Raw genomic sequence first — 15,265 nt, 5'->3', positions numbered from 1 at the left:
TCCTGGACAAATCGGGCAAGGCGGACCCGATGCATTATGAAGGCCATGTTATGAGCATAAGAACGTCACGTGAAATTCGATTTAGAACTAAGCTAATAGTTAAAATATTTGATCACCAACCTATACGATAATGCATATTTTTTATAATTAACTTAGACCGAAATCGAATTTCACAGCGTCTGCTCCTTGCCTTTATGGTGCCTCTCGACAAGGTCGAACGGACCTCAACCATTGGCAGGAGTTTTCATGAGCATCGAATTCATTGGCTATATCGCCACGCAACCCGGTTCTGAAATCCACCCGCGCAGCGGCGCGACCATCCAGCCCGACTACGTGAAGACCGTGGCCAAGGCTCATGAAGATGCCGGTTTTGATCGCGCACTGATCGCCTACCACTCCAACAGCCCGGACAGCACGCTGGTCGCAGCGCATGCCGCCAGCGTCACTACCAGACTGAAGTTCCTGGTCGCCCATCGCCCGGGCTTCATCGCCCCTACAGTGGCGGCACGGCAGTTCGCGACGCTGGACGTGTTCAATGGCGGCCGCACTGCCGTGCATATCATCACCGGCGGTGACGACAAGGAACTGCGTGCCGACGGCAGCCACATCGGCAAGGACGAACGCTACGCACGCAGCGACGAGTACCTCAGCGTGGTGCGTCAGGAATGGACCAGCGACAAGCCGTTCGATCATAACGGCACCTACTATCAGTTCGAGGGTGCGCACTCACTGGTCAAATCCCCGCAGCAGCCACATATCCCTCTGTACTTCGGCGGTTCCTCGGCAGCGGCAATTGCTGTGGCCGGTAAACACGCCGATGTCTATGCGTTGTGGGGCGAGACGTATGAACAGGTCCGTGACGTGGTGAAACAGGTTCGCGCCGAAGCCGCCAGACATGGGCGGACCATTCGTTTCAGCCTGTCATTGCGTCCGATTCTGGCCGAGACCGAGGAACAGGCCTGGGCACGCGCCGACAGCATTCTGGAAAAGGCCAAGGCCCTGGCAGACCGCAACGGCTTCGTACGTCGCGAACCACCGAATGAAGGATCACGCCGTCTGCTGGCCGCCGCAGCACAAGGATCGCGCCTGGACAAGCGCCTGTGGACAGGCATTGCCGGCCTGCTCGGCGCCCAGGGCAATTCGACCTCGCTGGTCGGTACCCCGGAACAGGTCGCTGAAGCGCTGCTGGATTACTACGACCTGGGCATTACCACTTTCCTGATTCGCGGCTTCGATCCATTGGAAGATGCCATCGACTACGGCAAGAAGCTGATCCCGCTGACTCGCGCATTGGTGGCGCAGCGTGAACAGCAGGCTCGTGAACAGGTCGCCTGATTCAACCCATACCCTGCGGGCCGGTCTGACGCCCAGCGCCAGACCGCCTGCCCGCGATGCGGTGTTCAGGCGGCGGCCGAGACAGGCTTGAGCGACCGGGCCACCAGTGCGCCAAAGGCTTCGACCGGCGCTTGCAGGTTACCCAGGAAGCGCGGGTAGAACAGCCACAAGTCCATTACCGGTTTGAAGTCCTTGAGCGGCAGCGCCACCAACTGCTCGCGATGCGCGCTGCGTTCCAGCAACGGCCTGGGCACCAGGCCAAGCCCCATGCCGTCGGCCACCAGCCCCAGTTGCAGCTCGGTGCCGAAAGTTTCCAGATTGACCTTCATGCTCAAGCCCTGATCGGTCAGCGTGCGCTGCAAGCCTGCACGAAAACCGCAGCCGTCCGGATTCAGCACCCAGCCCTGCGCATAACAGTCTGCCAGCTTGCCGGGCTTTTTCGGCACCAGGCCCTTGGCGCAGACCACCACCAGCTCCATCTTGCCAATCGACTGACCAATGATGTTGTCCGGAAATATCTTGCCCGCCGGAAACAGCGCAGCCGCCGCATCCAGCTCGCCGTTTTCGATCTTGCCGATCAGGTGGCTGCCCCAACCGGTGCTGACCTGAGCACGCAGATCGGGAAATTCCCCACGCAACTGCTTGAGCGCATCGAGCAGCACCACGTCACCGATGGTTTGTGGCACGCCCAGACGCAGCAGACCGCTGGGCGGCGTGTCACTGGCCACCAGCTCGCGCAACGAATCCATCTCGCGCAGGATCGCCAGGCACTTCTGGTACACCTGAATACCCATCGGAGTCGGCTTGAGCGGCTTGGTATTGCGGTCGAACAGCTCGACCCCGAGGGCTTGCTCGAAATTCTGCACCCGGCGCGTGATGGCGGGCTGGGTCAGGTCCAGCGATTCAGCGGCGTGGCTGATCGACTGGCAGCGGATGACTGCAACGAACGCATCGATATCATCAATTTTCATTCGGACCGCACATAAAAAAGAGATTAAACATAGGCAAAAAGCATAGTACCAGCAGGCGCTCATGGATAGCCCGAGCGTAGATTTCGCGGATTACCACCAAGAAGTAAAAGACGTTTTCGTTATAACCTAATCATTAAAAAATAGCATATTAAATATCCATATTATGCTTATATCAAACCATTGCCCGACCTTGATCTGGAAATGGACATGACTCAGAACCGACACCCGGAACGACTCGGGGCCTTTATCGATGCACTCACCGAACTGCTTGGCAGCGAACCGCACGAAGGCGATCTGTTGCGCCGCGGCGGCAAGCTGCTGGCGCAACTGGTCAGCCACGATGACTGGCTGGCAGAAGAGTTCGCCGTACCCGATGCCAATCGCTACCAGCAATTTTTGCTGCATGTCGATCCACAGCAGCGCTTTTCGGTAGTCAGTTTCGTCTGGGGGCCAGGGCAACGCACGCCGATTCACGACCATCGCGTGTGGGGGCTGATCGGCATGTTGCGCGGCGCGGAAGATTCCCAGGGTTACCTTCGCAACGCGCAAGGACGCCTGGAAACCAGCGGCCCGGCGATTCGCCTGCAACCCGGCCAGGTCGAGGCGCTGTCACCGCACAGCAACGATGTTCATCAAGTCAGCAACGCCTTCAGCGATCAGGTGTCGATCAGCATCCACGTTTACGGCGCCGATATCGGCACCGTGAAGCGTGCGGTCTATGACCTCGACGGCACCGAAAAACTGTTCATTTCCGGCTATTCGAACGCCGCAGCCACTGCCCATCAGGATCAGCCAACAGGGAGCCCGACCCCATGACTACATCTGCCACCCGATCATTCGCCGATATTCGCCAGGCCTTGCTGGACCGCCAGGAGCTGGCCTTGGTAGATGTCCGCGAAGAGGCCCACTTTGCCCAGGCTCATCCACTGTTTGCCGTGAACATCCCGCTGTCGAAGCTGGAGCTGGAGGTTTTCTCCCGCATTCCGCGACGCGACACTGCCGTGACCCTGTACGACGATGGCGAAGGCTTGGCGCAGGTCGCCCTGCAACGCCTGCAGACACTGGGCTACAGCGACGTGAAGCTGCTCGACGGCGGCCTGCAGGGCTGGCGCACGGCTGGCGGCGAACTGTTCATCGACGTGAATGTGCCGAGCAAGGCGTTTGGCGAGCTGGTGGAGCATCACCGCGCCACCCCGTCGCTGGCCGCAGAAGAGGTCAAGCGCCTGCTCGACAGCAATGCCGACGTGGTGGTGCTCGATGCCCGGCGCTATGACGAATACCAGACCATGAGCATTCCTGGCGGCATCAGCGTACCAGGCGCCGAACTGGTGCTGCGGGCACGTGAGCTGGCACCGGATCCCTCTACTCGAATCATCGTCAATTGTGCCGGTCGCACGCGCAGCATCATCGGCACCCAGTCGCTGGTCAACGCGGGCCTGCCCAACCCGATCAACGCGCTGCGCAATGGCACGATTGGCTGGCTGTTGGCCGGCCAGACGCTGGACCATGGCCAGAACCGGCGCTTTGCGGCCGTCAGTGAAGAGACCCGCGAAACCGCCAGTGCCGATGCACGCAAAGTGGCCGATCGCGCCAGCGTCAAACGTGCCAGCCGTGCTGATTTGCAACGCTGGCAAGCCGAGGCTTCACGCACCACTTACCTGTTCGATGTACGTACCCCGGAAGAGTTTGCCAAAGGCCACCTGCCCGGCGCGCGCTCTACACCGGGCGGGCAACTGGTGCAGGAAACCGATCATTTCGCCAGCGTCCGCGGTGCGCGAATCGCTCTGCTGGACGACGACGGCGTACGCGCCAACATGTCGGCGTCCTGGCTGGCGCAATTGGGTTGGGACGTGTCGGTGCTCGATGACCTGGATGCAGCAGACTTCAGCGAACAGGGCGACTGGGACGCGCCCTTCCCGACGCCACCGCAGGTGGAGGCGATCAGCGTCGAGACTCTCGCCCACTGGCAGACACAGGTCAACGTGGCGGTGCTGGATTTCACCGCCAGCGCCAACTATGTCAAACAGCACATTCCCGGTGCCTGGTGGACCTTGCGCGCCGACCTCAAACAGGCGCTGGGCAAGCTGCCACCCGCTGACCGTTATGTTCTGACCTGCGGCAGCAGCCGTCTGGCGCGCTTTGCCGTAGCCGACCTCGAAGCGTTGACCGACAAGCCGGTGTTTCTGCTCGAAGGCGGCACCGCCAGCTGGATCAAGGCCGGTCTGCCGCTGGAACACGGCGAAAGCCGACTGGCCTCGCCACGCATCGATCGCTACCGCCGCCCGTACGAAGGCACCGACGCACCGCGCGAAGCCATGCAGGCGTATCTGGACTGGGAATTCGGCCTGGTGGAGCAGCTGGGACGTGACGGCACACACGGGTTTTATGTGATTTGAGCGGATAAACGACCATCGTGCCAATGCTCTGCGTGAGGAATGATGGGTGTCTGGACGACCAATCAACTCAATGGAGAAACACCTCGATGCTGCCTTTTTTCAAATCCGCCCGCCCCTTTAAAAGCCTGCTGCTGGGCGCACTGCTCAGCCTGCTGGCAGGTCAGCAGGTGCTGGCTGCCGAGCAGGCGCCGTTGCTGGTCGCCAATCAGAAGTCGCTGCTGAAAATCCTGCTGCAGGTCTCCGGAGAGCTCAAAGACGTGCCTTACGAGATCCAGTTTTCCGAATTCCCCTCGGCAGCCCCGCTGGGAGAGGCACTGAATGCGGGCGCGGTGGATATCGGTGCGCTGGGTGATGCGCCTTATGTATTCGCTCTGGGCGCGGGTGCCCCCCTGAAAGTGGTCAGCATCACCCATGCCCAGGGCCGCTTCACCACCGCTGTGCTGGTGCCCAAGGACTCGCCGATCAAGACCGTTGCCGACCTCAAGGGCAAGCGTATCGTTACCGGACGCGGTTCCATCGGCCATTATCTGGCGATCCGCGCCCTGCATGAGGCCGGGCTGAAAACCAGTGACGTCACTTTCATCAATCTGCTACCCAGTGAATCGCGTCTGCTGCTGGACAGTGGCGATGCGGACGCCTGGGCGACCTGGGACCCGTACACCACGATCTCCATCACGCAAAGCGACGCGCGGGTGCTGGTCAGCGGCAGCGAGCTGCTGAGCAACCACCTCTACCTTGCCGCAACCAGCAAGGCCATCGAAGGCAAACGCGCGCAACTGGACGATTTCGTTGCGCGTGTGGAACGCGCCTTCAATTGGTCCAACGCCCATCCCGAGGAGTACGCGGCGGCCCAGGCGAAAGTCACCGGCCTGCCCCTGGCGGTGCATCTGGCGGTAGCCAAGGCGACGAAAATGCAACGTACGCCGATTGACGATCAGATTGTCCAGGGCCTGCAAAACACGGCCGACACTTACCTGGCTGAAGGCATCCTGAGCAAACGGATCGACGTTTCGACAGGCTTCGACAAAAGCTTCAACGCATCGCGCGCGCAGATCGCGCAGGCCACCGCCCCATAAACGCTGCGACAAGGACACCGCATGACACTCTCGCCCCTGCGCCCTATCCCGCGCCAGTTGCATAACGCGCCCGAGTCCGACGAGGACTTCAGCAAACGGCTGGCGGAACTGACCGCAGCACTGGCCGAAACCGCCGAGCAATACGACATCAGCGCGCAATTTCCCCATGCCAACTTCCAGTTGCTGCACGCTCACGGCCTGCTTGGCCTGACCGTTCCGACCGAACTGGGCGGCGGCGGTGCCGACTTGCCCCGTGCTCAACAGGTGATCAGTGCGGTGGCCAGGGGAGAGCCGTCGACGGCGCTGATTCTGGTCATGCAATACCTGCAGCATTCAAGGCTGCAGGAGAACCGCAACTGGCCAAGCCATCTGCGCGTGCAAGTGGCCAAACAAGCCGTGCGCGAGGGCGCGTTGATCAACGCTCTGCGCGTCGAGCCCGATCTGGGAACGCCCGCGCGGGGTGGCCTGCCAGGCACCATCGCGCGCCGCACCGCTCAAGGCTGGCGCATCAGCGGCAGCAAGATCTACTCCACCGGCAGCCACGGTCTGACCTGGTTTGCCGTGTGGGCGCGCAGCGATGACGATGACCCGCTGGTGGGCAGCTGGCTGGTCCACAAGGACACGCCGGGCATCACCGTCATTGAGGACTGGGACCATCTGGGCATGCGCGCCTCCAGCAGCCACGAAGTCAGATTCGACAACGTGCTGGTGCCACTTGATCACGCCGTCAGCGTCAGCCCGTGGAGCGCCCCACAATCCGAACTGGATGGATCGGGCCTGCTGTGGATGTCGGTGCTGCTGTCGTCGGTCTACGACGGCATCGCTCAATCCGCCCGCGACTGGCTGGTGCACTGGCTGGAACAGCGCACGCCCTCCAACCTCGGCGCGTCGCTGTCGACCTTGCCGCGCTTTCAGGAAACCGTCGGGCAGATCGATACCCTGCTGTTCGCCAATCGCAGCCTGTTGCAATCGGCTGCCCACGGGCACACACCTGCCCAGCACGCCGGGCAGATCAAATACCTGGTGACCGGCAACGCCATCCGCGCGGTAGAGCTGGCCATCGAGGCTTCGGGGAATCCGGGACTGTCACGCAGCAACCCGTTGCAGCGCCACTACCGCAACGTCCTGTGCGGTCGGGTGCACACCCCACAGAACGACGCAGTACTGACGGGCGTGGGCAAGGCGGCCTTTGCGGCGCGCAGCAAAGACCATTAAAACCTGTCAGAGCAGTGACGGCGGTTCGAACGCCGTCACCGGCGGCAGATCCTGGTCCCATCTGACGATGTCCACCGATGCCGTCTGCGCTGCACAGCCCTGTGACAGGCTGGAGGCGCCTACATCTTCGGTGATCACATTCGGGTTGCCGTGTTTTTCCAGGCTGCCCCGTTCGCCGTGCACCAGCGGGTCGAACCAGGCCCCGGTGGCAATCTGCACTACGCCGGGGCGAATGCCGTCCGAGACGATCACCCCGGCCAGAAACGCGCCCCGCTCGTTGAACACCTTGACCACATCGCCATCGACCAGTCCGCGTGCGCGAGCATCCAGCGGATTAAGGGTCAGCGGCTCGCGCGCCTGAATTTTCGAGGAGCGACTGTAACTGCCGTGGTCGTACTGGCTATGCAGACGGGTTTTCGGTTGGTTGGACAGCAAGTGCAGCGCGTGGGTTGGCCGAGGCTTCTCCAGCCACACCGGGTGACCGGGGCAATCGGCATAGCCAAAGCCTGCGATGCGCTCGGAGAAAATTTCGATGCGCCCGGACGGTGTCGGCAACGGATGCGCGTCTGGGTCTTGGCGAAAGGATTCGAGCAGTATGTTGTCGGTGTGCGGGTAGTCTATTTCCAGTACACCTTCACGCCAGAACTGCTCAAACTCCGGCAGGGTGATGCCGAACGTTTCGGCCCGTTGCCGAGACTCGTCGTAGATAAAGTGCAGCCATTCCTGGGCATCCCGGCCTTCGGTAAACGCCTGTGCCACCCCCAGTCGCTCGGACAGCGCGGCCAGGATCGAGTAGTCGTCACGCGATTCGCCCACTGGCTCGATCGCCTGCTGCATGGCGATCATGAAGCGGTCGGAGGCCGAACTGCCGATGTCATTGCGCTCCAGAGCAGTGGTGGCCGGCAGTACGATGTCGGCATAGCGCGCCTGAGCGGTCCAGAACTGTTCGTGAACGATGATGGTTTGCGGCCGCTGCCACGCCTCCAGCAGCCGATTGAGGTCCTGATGGTGGTGAAAGATATTGCCACCCGCCCAGTACACCAGGCGAATGTCCGGGTACGCGCGCTGCTGTCCGTTGTAATCGAAGGGTGTGCCGGGATTGAGCAGCATATCCGTCACCCGCGCGACCGGAATGAAGTCCGTGACCGGGTTGCTGCCTTGGGAAAAGCGCGGCCCCGAGAACGCCTTGCGGCCACTGCCGGTGTTGTTCATGCAACCATACCCCAGGCCGAAACCGGCACCGGGCAAACCGATCTGCCCCAACAGCGCGGCCAGGGTTACCGTCATCCAGAAGGGTTGCTCGCCGTGTATCGAGCGCTGCAATGAATAGGCGACGTTGATCATGGTGCGCTTGCTGGCCATGCGTCGTGCCAGCTCGACAATCTGCTGCGCAGGAATATCGGTCAGCGCCTCGGCCCAGCGCGGGTCTTTCGGCTGGCCATCGGTGTGGCCCAGCAGATAATCGCGAAAACGCTCATAGCCCACGGTATAGCGCTGGACGAAATCCTCGTTGTGCAGCCCTTCGCTGATCAACACCCAGGACAGCGCCATCATCAACGCCGTGTCGCCGCCGGGACGTACCGCCAGCCACTGGTTATGCGTCGGGCCAACCAGATCGTCACGCAGCGGGCTGACATTGACAAACTGCACGCCCGCGTCGGACATGCGTCGCAGCGCGTCGCCCAACAGATGGTCGCTGGCACCGCCGGGGCTGGTCTGCGCATTCTTGGCGGGCAAGCCACCGAACGCGACGAACAGCTCACAATGCTCGGCCAGGTTCTTCCAGGAGGTATGCGCCGCCAGCAGCCAGTCCATGTTGCCGACGATGTGCGGCATCAGCACCCGCCCGGCACCCAGGCTGTAGCTGTCGGTGCTGAACACATAACCGCCGATGCAGTTGAGGAAGCGATGCAACTGGCTTTGTGCGTGATGAAAGCGCCCCGCGCTGCCCCAGCCGTAGCTGCCGCCAAAAATAGCCTGATTGCCGTGTTCGTGCCTGACTCGCTGCAACTCGCTGGCGACCAGATCCAGCGCGACGTCCCAGGAGACCTCGACAAACGGCTCCTGACCACGCAGATCGGGTCGTCCACCGGCCTGCTGAAGAAAACTGCGGCGTATCGCCGGGCGCCTGATGCGGGTCGGTGAGGTAATGGCGTCGGCAACCGAATCGCCTATCGGAGAAGGGTCCTTGTCCCATTCTGCGGGCAGCAGCCCGGCCAACTTGCCGTCCTCGACTTGTGGACGATAAGCGCCCCAATGCAGTGATGTGAAACTCATGGTGAAGGCCCCCGGATAAGCGCAGTGGCAGGCGCTCGGTCAGCGCGCGGCCTGCGTCTGATCGGCCAGCGCTGCACTGAACGACTCGTCAAACACGCTGGCAGCAGGATAACGCTTGGTGAGCCCCGCGTTGTTGAAAAAATCGATGGTCTGCTGCGCACCGGCAACTACTTGTGCAGTGATCGGCACGACCACCACCTGAGCACGGGAGAACCAGCGCCGAGCCACCTCGGCATCGGCCTTGGTCAGCGCGGCCCAGGCGTTGGCATAGCGTTCATTGTGCTGCGGATCGCTGACCGACCAGGCGCGGGCGGCCTGCAGGCGCTGCAGGAAATCGCTGATCTGAGTACGCTTGTCCTTGATCGCCTGATCGTTGGCGACGATGAAGCTTTGCGCAGGAATCAAGCCCTCGGCAGTGGCGATAATCCGCGCGCCCTGCCGCTCCTGTTGAGTCACATAGGGTTCCCAGGTGGCAATCGCATCCACCGAGCCGCCATCCAGCGCGTGGGAGGAATCCAGTGCGCTGAGGTAGCGATATTCAACGGCATCGCGGGCGACACCTGCCTTGTCCAGTGCAGTGAGCATCAGTTGCTGGCTGAACGAACCTTTCCAGATGGCGACTTTCTTGCCCGCCAGATCCGCCACGGTCTTGATCGGCGAGTCCTTGCGCACAACGATGGCAACGCCGTCGAGGTTCTGCCGTGACACTCCGATCACCTTGATCGGAGCGCCCAGCGCGCCCATGAAGAGCGCAGGCGAATCACCCAGCAAGCCGATGTCCAGGCTGCCGACGTTCAAGGCCTCGGCGACCGGCGAGCCTGCGGTGAACTGCTTCCACTCCAGTTCGTAAGGCAAATTCTCAAGCACCCCGGCGGCTTCCATCACGGTACGCGCGCTGTAGCTCTGATCGCCGACGATCAGATTGGCCGCCTGGGTATTGAGCGAGGCCACAAGGCCCAGCGCCAGCCCCTTCAGCAAGCGTTGGCTCCAAAGGACGAGGGTCGTTGGCACAGGTATGTTCTCCACAGGCATTGGGCAAATCGAAATGATCGGCAACGACCCTAACACCCGAACAAAAATTAGCTAAATTCATTTTTGTTCTAGCCTAAGATGCAAATTAATCATCAACAGATCGGCCGCCAGCCTGCTTCAAGCTGGCCGATCATTCAGCTCAATGCCTGACTCCAGACGCTCGCGCAGGAACTCGATGAATGCCTGCACCGGTCGCGACGCCTGACGGTGTTGCGGGTAAACCGCTGACAGCGTCAAGGGCTCGGGGCGCAGCTCGTCCAGCACCCGCACCAGGCTGCCGTCGCGCAACGCCGCGCCAACAATGAAGGTCGGCAAATAGGTGATGCCCAGCCCGGCAATCGCCGATTCCCTCAGCAACTCGCCATTATTGGCACGCATGCGCCCGCTGACATTGAGGGTCAAAGGCTTGTCGTGCCCCTGAAAACGCCATTGCGCCTGACGGCTGTGGCCATAGGGCAGGCAATCATGGGTGTGCAGGTCTTCGGGCCTTTGTGGTGTGCCGCGCACGGCCAGGTACGCCGGACTGGCGCAATACACCCGGTCGATCGAGGCAATGCGCCGGGCGATCAGACTGGAATCTTCCAGCACCCCGATACGCAGCACCACGTCGTAGCCTTCGCTGATCACATCCACCGGACGATCACTCAGATCCACTTCCACCGCCACGTCGCGATAGCGCTGCAAAAACAGCGGTAGCAGGCACGCCAGGTGCGTAACGGCAAACGACAGCGGCGCACTCACGCGCAAGGTGCCACGCGGTTCGTTGTTCTGCCCGGCGATGCCCTGCTCCACCTGTTCCAGCTCGGCCAGCAGGCGCAGGGCGGATTCGTAGTAACTCTGCCCCAACGGCGTGACATCCAGACGTCGCGTCGAACGGTTGAGCAGGCGTACGCCTAGCCGCTCCTCCAGTTGCATCAGGCGCCGACTGACAAACTGCTTTGAGAGGCCCAGCTTGTCGGACGCGGCGGTCAGGCTGCCTGACTCCATCACCTGGCAGAACATCCGCATGTCTTCGAAAGGGTTCATATGTTACGACCTGATCAAGCGCTAATGGCGTTCGGCAGAGCGTAACGCAGCACTGGGTACTGTCAACCTCAGCGAGACAGTTATTCATATTTCAGCTACTTATTGCGACAGTCGATAAGCCGTACTCTTGCTCCTACGTGATCGATTGCTGAATGTGCAGCGTCGATAGATGGAGAAAGAATCATGCTGACTCTTCGCAAAGCCTCTGATCGTGGTGCAGCCGACCACGGCTGGTTGAAATCCTTTCACACCTTTTCCTTTGCCGGCTATCGCAATCCGCAGGAACAGGGTTTTTCCGACCTGCTGGTGATCAACGACGACCGTGTCAGCGCAGGCAAAGGCTTCGGTCAGCATCCTCACCGGGACATGGAGATCTTTTCCTATGTGCTGGAAGGCGCGCTGGAACACAAGGATACACTGGGCACTGGCTCGGTGATTCGCCCTGGCGACGTGCAGTTGATGAGCGCCGGCACGGGTGTGGCACACAGCGAGTTCAACCATTCGCAGACCGAGGGCGTGCATTTTCTGCAGATCTGGATCGTGCCGAATGTTGCAGGCGCGGCGCCCGACTATCAGGAGAGGCATTTCAGCCCGGAGCAGAAACGCGGCCGCTTGCAACTGATCATTTCGCCCGAAGGCGAGAACGGTGCGGTCAAGGTGCGCCAGGACGCTCGAGTGTATGCCGGTCTGTTCGATGGCGATGAAAGCGCGACCCTGAAGCTGGCAGCCAACCGCTATGCCTACGTACACGTTGCCCGTGGCAGTGTGGTGCTCAACGGCGAGCAACTGGGTGAAGGGGATGGCGTGCGTGTACGCGACGAACAGATCCTGAGCCTGAGCGCAGGGGTTGACGCAGAGGTGTTGGTGTTCGACATGAGAGCAAACGAATTGCCGCAGATGCCTCGAGCCTGAAATGAAAAAACGCCGCTCTTAGAGTGGCGTTCCTTTATATAACGTTAAAACATCTGGCTTAAAACGCACAAACAAAAACGCCGCTCTGTTGAGCGGCGTTTTTGTGAATTTGGAGCGGGAAACGAGACTCGAACTCGCGACCCCGACCTTGGCAAGGTCGTGCTCTACCAACTGAGCTATTCCCGCAATATGGCGTCCCCTAGGGGACTCGAACCCCTGTTACCGCCGTGAAAGGGCGGTGTCCTAGGCCACTAGACGAAGGGGACACTGCCTGAAACACAATGGTGTGTGTTTCAGTTCCAGACATCATCCGAAGACGTGTTCTGGTTTCACTCAACCCTGCCCTAAGGCAAAGCTGCTTAAAATTGGAGCGGGAAACGAGACTCGAACTCGCGACCCCGACCTTGGCAAGGTCGTGCTCTACCAACTGAGCTATTCCCGCAATGGCGTCCCCTAGGGGACTCGAACCCCTGTTACCGCCGTGAAAGGGCGGTGTCCTAGGCCACTAGACGAAGGGGACACACGTACAACATTCACTACTTATTTGCGCTACGCTGTGTGCTTTACGCTGTAAGTGGCGCGCATTCTATGGATGGATTGAGGGGTCGTCAACCCCCATGTGAAAATTTATTGAAATCAATAACTTCGATGCCGTTCTGACGCTGACCGGCTGTCGCCAGGCGCCCGGCTGATCAATCTCCCCTAATCTATATAGAAGAGATGCCGACAAACTCCGAGAGGGACATCTATGCGCAGTAGTGCTTAGCCACTACACTCGCACTAAAACTAATTGAACGAATGAGGTTTGCACAGTGACTCCACTCATGATCACGCTGATGGTAGTAGCAGGTATCGCACTGCTCATCGCGATCGGCTACCTGAATCACGTCGCTGAAAACGGCAAACTGGAGAAGGCTCGCACCAAGGTCGAACTCGGGGATCGCCTGCGTCGCTGCAGCGAGATCACCGAAGTGTTCCCGGGTCAGCTGATGTCACCCGCCTTGAAGCTGTTGCTGACGCGGCTGGAGCTGAACGTTGTACAGCGCATGCTGAACATGGAGAAAGGCAACGCTCAGCTAAAGCACCGCATCGGCGAACTGGAACAGCAGATTGCCAAGGGCGAAGGCATCGACATACCCAACCCGGTCACACCGATCCAGACCGAAGCCAAGGCCAAGGACGTGCGTTTTCTGCTGGAAGCCCTGCACGGTCAGGTGACGCGCGCTGCACATGACGGTTTCCTGCAGACCAGCGAAGCGAAACACTGGATCCGTGAAATCCGCACGATTCTGGTCAATCTGCACATCGAGTTCTTCAACAACCTTGGCCAGACCGCACTTTCTCAGGATCAGCCAGGCCAGGCACGTCTGGCGTTCGAGCGCGGCGTACAGTATTTACGCAACCAGCCGGACCCGGTTACTTATCAACAGCAGCTGCTGGCGATGGAAAAACAACTGGCCCGTGCCAACTCGGTAGTGCTGACCAACACCGCACCGACCGAAGACGACGACAACGCACTGACCGAAGGCCTGAAGCAGGACGACACAGAGTCGGAATGGAAGAAGAAAGTCATCTACGATTGATGACTGCCCCGCCGCTGCCGGAACTGTTCTCCGGCAGCGGCAGGCCGACTGGCTCAGCAGTCGGTCGATGCCAGAAAGATAGCCGCGAGACGCTCGATCCCTGCCTGATCCCCCTCTTTGAAACGCCCCACGCTTGGACTGTCCAGGTCCAGAACGCCGATCAGACGCCCGTCCTTGATCAATGGCACCACCAACTCGCTGTTCGATGCGCTGTCGCAGGCAATGTGTCCGGGAAACTCGTGAACGTCCTCAACGCGCTGGGTTTGCCGACTCTGCGCGGCCGCCCCGCAAACGCCGCGACCGAAAGGAATGCGCACGCAGGCGATCTGCCCCTGAAACGGCCCCAGTACCAGCTCTTCATTGCGATTGAGGTAAAAGCCCGCCCAGTTCAGATCGTCGAGCTGGGTATAGAGAAACGCCGAGAACTGCGCCGCATTGGCGATGAAATCGCGCTCGTCGGCCAGCAGGGCTTCGAGCTGGGCGGCCAACAGACCGTAGCCGTCCAGGCCCGCACCGGTGTTTTGCAAATCAATCATGTGTGTTGCTCCAACAATTCAAGTCCTACCCAGTAACGTGCAAATTGATAGGCGCAGCGGCCGTTGCGATTGCCGCGCGCGGTTGCCCAGCGAATCGCGGCTTTTTCCAGGTTTTCGTCACGCTGCCACTGCAATCCGGCTTTTTGCGCCAATTGCGTGATCCAGTGTTCGACCACGTTCAGATAATGTTCCTGAGTGAACGGATAAAACGACAGCCACAGCCCGAACCGGTCAGACAAGGCGATCTTGTCTTCGACGGCCTCACTGGGGTGCAGTTCGCCGTCAACGTGCTTCCAGTCAACGTTGTCACTTTCCTTCTCGGGCACCAGGTGACGACGGTTGGAGGTCGCGTACAGCAGCACGTTGTCCGGTGCCTGCTCCAGCGAGCCGTCGAGCACACTTTTCAGTACGCGATAATCGCCCTCGCCCGACTCGAACGACAGGTCATCGCAGAACAGTACAAAGCGCTGCGGCAGCTTGTGCAGTTGTTCGACCACACGCGGCAAGTCGCCCAGATGATCACGCTCGATCTCGATCAGACGCAGGCCGGCCGGGGCGTACTCGGCCAGCAGCGCGCGGATCAAGGACGACTTGCCGGTACCGCGCGACCCCCACAGCAAGGCATGGTTGGCAGGCAGCCCATCGATAAACTGACGGGTATTGCGCCCCAACTGATCACGTTGCAGGTCGACGCCGATCAGATCGGTCAGGCGTGTATCCAGGCTCACCTGCAAAGGCATCAGGTAACCGCTGCGGCCTTCTCGCACCCAGCGCGCGGCCAGTGCCTGCGACCAGTCGACCGGCTCGCGCAGCGCTGGCAGCAAGGGTTCCAGTCGGGCCAGCACGGCGTCGGCGCGCTGCAGAAAAGCATCCAACCGAGAATCCACGGGATCTCCTTATATTTAA

At 60.6% G+C, this 15,265-nt stretch carries 13 protein-coding genes and 4 tRNA genes; 7 read left to right on the top strand and 10 right to left on the bottom strand.

Features of this window, described 5'->3' with window-relative positions; genetic code table 11:
- The first annotated feature begins 246 nt into the window (after positions 1-246).
- The gene (locus PCPL58_RS10885; protein WP_003434496.1) at positions 247-1,335 is read left to right on the top strand and encodes an LLM class flavin-dependent oxidoreductase; all 1,089 of its coding nucleotides are present in this window, start codon (positions 247-249) and stop codon (positions 1,333-1,335) included.
- A gap of 65 nt (positions 1,336-1,400) precedes the next feature.
- On the opposite strand, the gene PCPL58_RS10880 is transcribed toward PCPL58_RS10885, so the two are convergent.
- A complete protein-coding gene (locus PCPL58_RS10880; RefSeq protein ID WP_065349396.1) occupies positions 1,401-2,306 on the bottom strand; it encodes a LysR family transcriptional regulator in 906 nt (301 codons plus the stop codon).
- 207 nt (positions 2,307-2,513) lie between these two features.
- On the opposite strand from PCPL58_RS10880, the gene PCPL58_RS10875 reads away from it, so the two are divergent.
- The 4 genes from PCPL58_RS10875 to PCPL58_RS10860 all read left to right on the top strand — a co-directional run bounded on the left by PCPL58_RS10875 (position 2,514) and on the right by PCPL58_RS10860 (position 6,993).
- Positions 2,514-3,122: a cysteine dioxygenase family protein gene (locus PCPL58_RS10875; RefSeq protein WP_003434491.1), complete on the top strand. Its 609-nt coding sequence runs from the start codon at positions 2,514-2,516 to the stop codon at positions 3,120-3,122.
- Positions 3,119-4,702 carry a rhodanese-related sulfurtransferase gene (locus PCPL58_RS10870; protein WP_065349395.1) on the top strand — a complete coding sequence of 528 codons (1,584 nt, stop codon included), beginning with the start codon at positions 3,119-3,121 and terminating at the stop codon, positions 4,700-4,702. The genes PCPL58_RS10875 and PCPL58_RS10870 overlap by 4 nt, the downstream gene beginning before the upstream one ends.
- An 86-nt stretch (positions 4,703-4,788) precedes the next feature.
- Positions 4,789-5,778 (top strand): ABC transporter substrate-binding protein, encoded by a 990-nt coding sequence (locus PCPL58_RS10865; RefSeq protein ID WP_044309950.1) that lies wholly within the window; start codon positions 4,789-4,791, stop codon positions 5,776-5,778.
- Between the two features lie 21 nt (positions 5,779-5,799).
- Positions 5,800-6,993: an acyl-CoA dehydrogenase family protein gene (locus PCPL58_RS10860; RefSeq protein ID WP_065349394.1), complete on the top strand. Its 1,194-nt coding sequence runs from the start codon at positions 5,800-5,802 to the stop codon at positions 6,991-6,993.
- Positions 6,994-6,999: 6 nt separating this feature from the next.
- Here PCPL58_RS10860 and PCPL58_RS10855 read toward each other — a convergent pair whose 3' ends face one another.
- From PCPL58_RS10855 to PCPL58_RS10845, 3 genes are all read right to left on the bottom strand, one after another.
- Positions 7,000-9,270 carry a molybdopterin guanine dinucleotide-containing S/N-oxide reductase gene (locus tag PCPL58_RS10855; protein ID WP_065349393.1) on the bottom strand — a complete coding sequence of 757 codons (2,271 nt, stop codon included), beginning with the start codon at positions 9,268-9,270 and terminating at the stop codon, positions 7,000-7,002.
- Between the two features lie 39 nt (positions 9,271-9,309).
- Entirely contained in the window at positions 9,310-10,302 is a 993-nt protein-coding gene (locus tag PCPL58_RS10850; protein ID WP_173926064.1) for an ABC transporter substrate-binding protein, read from the bottom strand.
- Positions 10,303-10,419: 117 nt separating this feature from the next.
- The gene (locus tag PCPL58_RS10845) at positions 10,420-11,328 is read right to left on the bottom strand and encodes a LysR family transcriptional regulator (RefSeq protein ID WP_065349391.1); all 909 of its coding nucleotides are present in this window, start codon (positions 11,326-11,328) and stop codon (positions 10,420-10,422) included.
- Positions 11,329-11,511: 183 nt separating this feature from the next.
- On the opposite strand from PCPL58_RS10845, the gene PCPL58_RS10840 reads away from it, so the two are divergent.
- The gene (locus tag PCPL58_RS10840) at positions 11,512-12,240 is read left to right on the top strand and encodes a pirin family protein (RefSeq protein WP_065349390.1); all 729 of its coding nucleotides are present in this window, start codon (positions 11,512-11,514) and stop codon (positions 12,238-12,240) included.
- Positions 12,241-12,350: 110 nt separating this feature from the next.
- Here the strand turns inward: PCPL58_RS10840 and PCPL58_RS10835 are convergent.
- From PCPL58_RS10835 to PCPL58_RS10820, 4 genes are all read right to left on the bottom strand, one after another.
- Positions 12,351-12,426: transfer RNA gene (locus PCPL58_RS10835), tRNA-Gly, on the bottom strand.
- Positions 12,427-12,430: 4 nt separating this feature from the next.
- Positions 12,431-12,506 (bottom strand) — tRNA-Glu (locus tag PCPL58_RS10830).
- A gap of 100 nt (positions 12,507-12,606) precedes the next feature.
- Positions 12,607-12,682 (bottom strand) — tRNA-Gly (locus PCPL58_RS10825).
- Positions 12,683-12,684: 2 nt separating this feature from the next.
- Positions 12,685-12,760, bottom strand: a tRNA-Glu gene (locus PCPL58_RS10820).
- Positions 12,761-13,064: 304 nt separating this feature from the next.
- Here PCPL58_RS10820 and PCPL58_RS10815 point away from each other — a divergent pair.
- The gene (locus PCPL58_RS10815; RefSeq protein ID WP_054081671.1) at positions 13,065-13,823 is read left to right on the top strand and encodes a hypothetical protein; all 759 of its coding nucleotides are present in this window, start codon (positions 13,065-13,067) and stop codon (positions 13,821-13,823) included.
- Between the two features lie 53 nt (positions 13,824-13,876).
- Here the strand turns inward: PCPL58_RS10815 and PCPL58_RS10810 are convergent, their stop codons facing one another.
- On the bottom strand, positions 13,877-14,359 hold the full coding sequence (locus tag PCPL58_RS10810; RefSeq protein WP_003369796.1) for a GAF domain-containing protein: 483 nt from the start codon (positions 14,357-14,359) through the stop codon (positions 13,877-13,879).
- On the bottom strand, positions 14,356-15,246 hold the full coding sequence (locus PCPL58_RS10805; protein ID WP_003418057.1) for an ATP-binding protein: 891 nt from the start codon (positions 15,244-15,246) through the stop codon (positions 14,356-14,358). The genes PCPL58_RS10810 and PCPL58_RS10805 overlap by 4 nt, the downstream gene beginning before the upstream one ends.
- Between the last annotated feature and the right edge of the window lie 19 nt (positions 15,247-15,265).

Origin of the sequence: Pseudomonas cerasi, assembly GCF_900074915.1 — a bacterium.
GTDB classification, from domain to species: domain Bacteria; phylum Pseudomonadota; class Gammaproteobacteria; order Pseudomonadales; family Pseudomonadaceae; genus Aquipseudomonas; species Aquipseudomonas cerasi.
Note: the sequence above shows the minus strand (reverse complement) of the source record. Positions and strands in the feature narration are given on the sequence as shown.

Bases quoted from the DNA above. Each gene is read 5' to 3' on its own strand.
- PCPL58_RS10815 (WP_054081671.1), top strand. From the start codon at position 13,065: ATGATCACGCTGATGGTAGTAGCAGGTATCGCACTGCTCATCGCGATC.
- PCPL58_RS10845 (WP_065349391.1), bottom strand. From the start codon at position 11,328: ATGAACCCTTTCGAAGACATGCGGATGTTCTGCCAGGTGATGGAGTCA.
- PCPL58_RS10860 (WP_065349394.1), top strand. From the start codon at position 5,800: ATGACACTCTCGCCCCTGCGCCCTATCCCGCGCCAGTTGCATAACGCG.
- PCPL58_RS10810 (WP_003369796.1), bottom strand. From the start codon at position 14,359: ATGATTGATTTGCAAAACACCGGTGCGGGCCTGGACGGCTACGGTCTG.
- PCPL58_RS10885 (WP_003434496.1), top strand. From the start codon at position 247: ATGAGCATCGAATTCATTGGCTATATCGCCACGCAACCCGGTTCTGAA.
- PCPL58_RS10870 (WP_065349395.1), top strand. From the start codon at position 3,119: ATGACTACATCTGCCACCCGATCATTCGCCGATATTCGCCAGGCCTTG.
- PCPL58_RS10875 (WP_003434491.1), top strand. From the start codon at position 2,514: ATGACTCAGAACCGACACCCGGAACGACTCGGGGCCTTTATCGATGCA.
- PCPL58_RS10855 (WP_065349393.1), bottom strand. From the start codon at position 9,270: ATGAGTTTCACATCACTGCATTGGGGCGCTTATCGTCCACAAGTCGAG.
- PCPL58_RS10850 (WP_173926064.1), bottom strand. From the start codon at position 10,302: ATGCCTGTGGAGAACATACCTGTGCCAACGACCCTCGTCCTTTGGAGC.
- PCPL58_RS10865 (WP_044309950.1), top strand. From the start codon at position 4,789: ATGCTGCCTTTTTTCAAATCCGCCCGCCCCTTTAAAAGCCTGCTGCTG.
- PCPL58_RS10840 (WP_065349390.1), top strand. From the start codon at position 11,512: ATGCTGACTCTTCGCAAAGCCTCTGATCGTGGTGCAGCCGACCACGGC.
- PCPL58_RS10880 (WP_065349396.1), bottom strand. From the start codon at position 2,306: ATGAAAATTGATGATATCGATGCGTTCGTTGCAGTCATCCGCTGCCAG.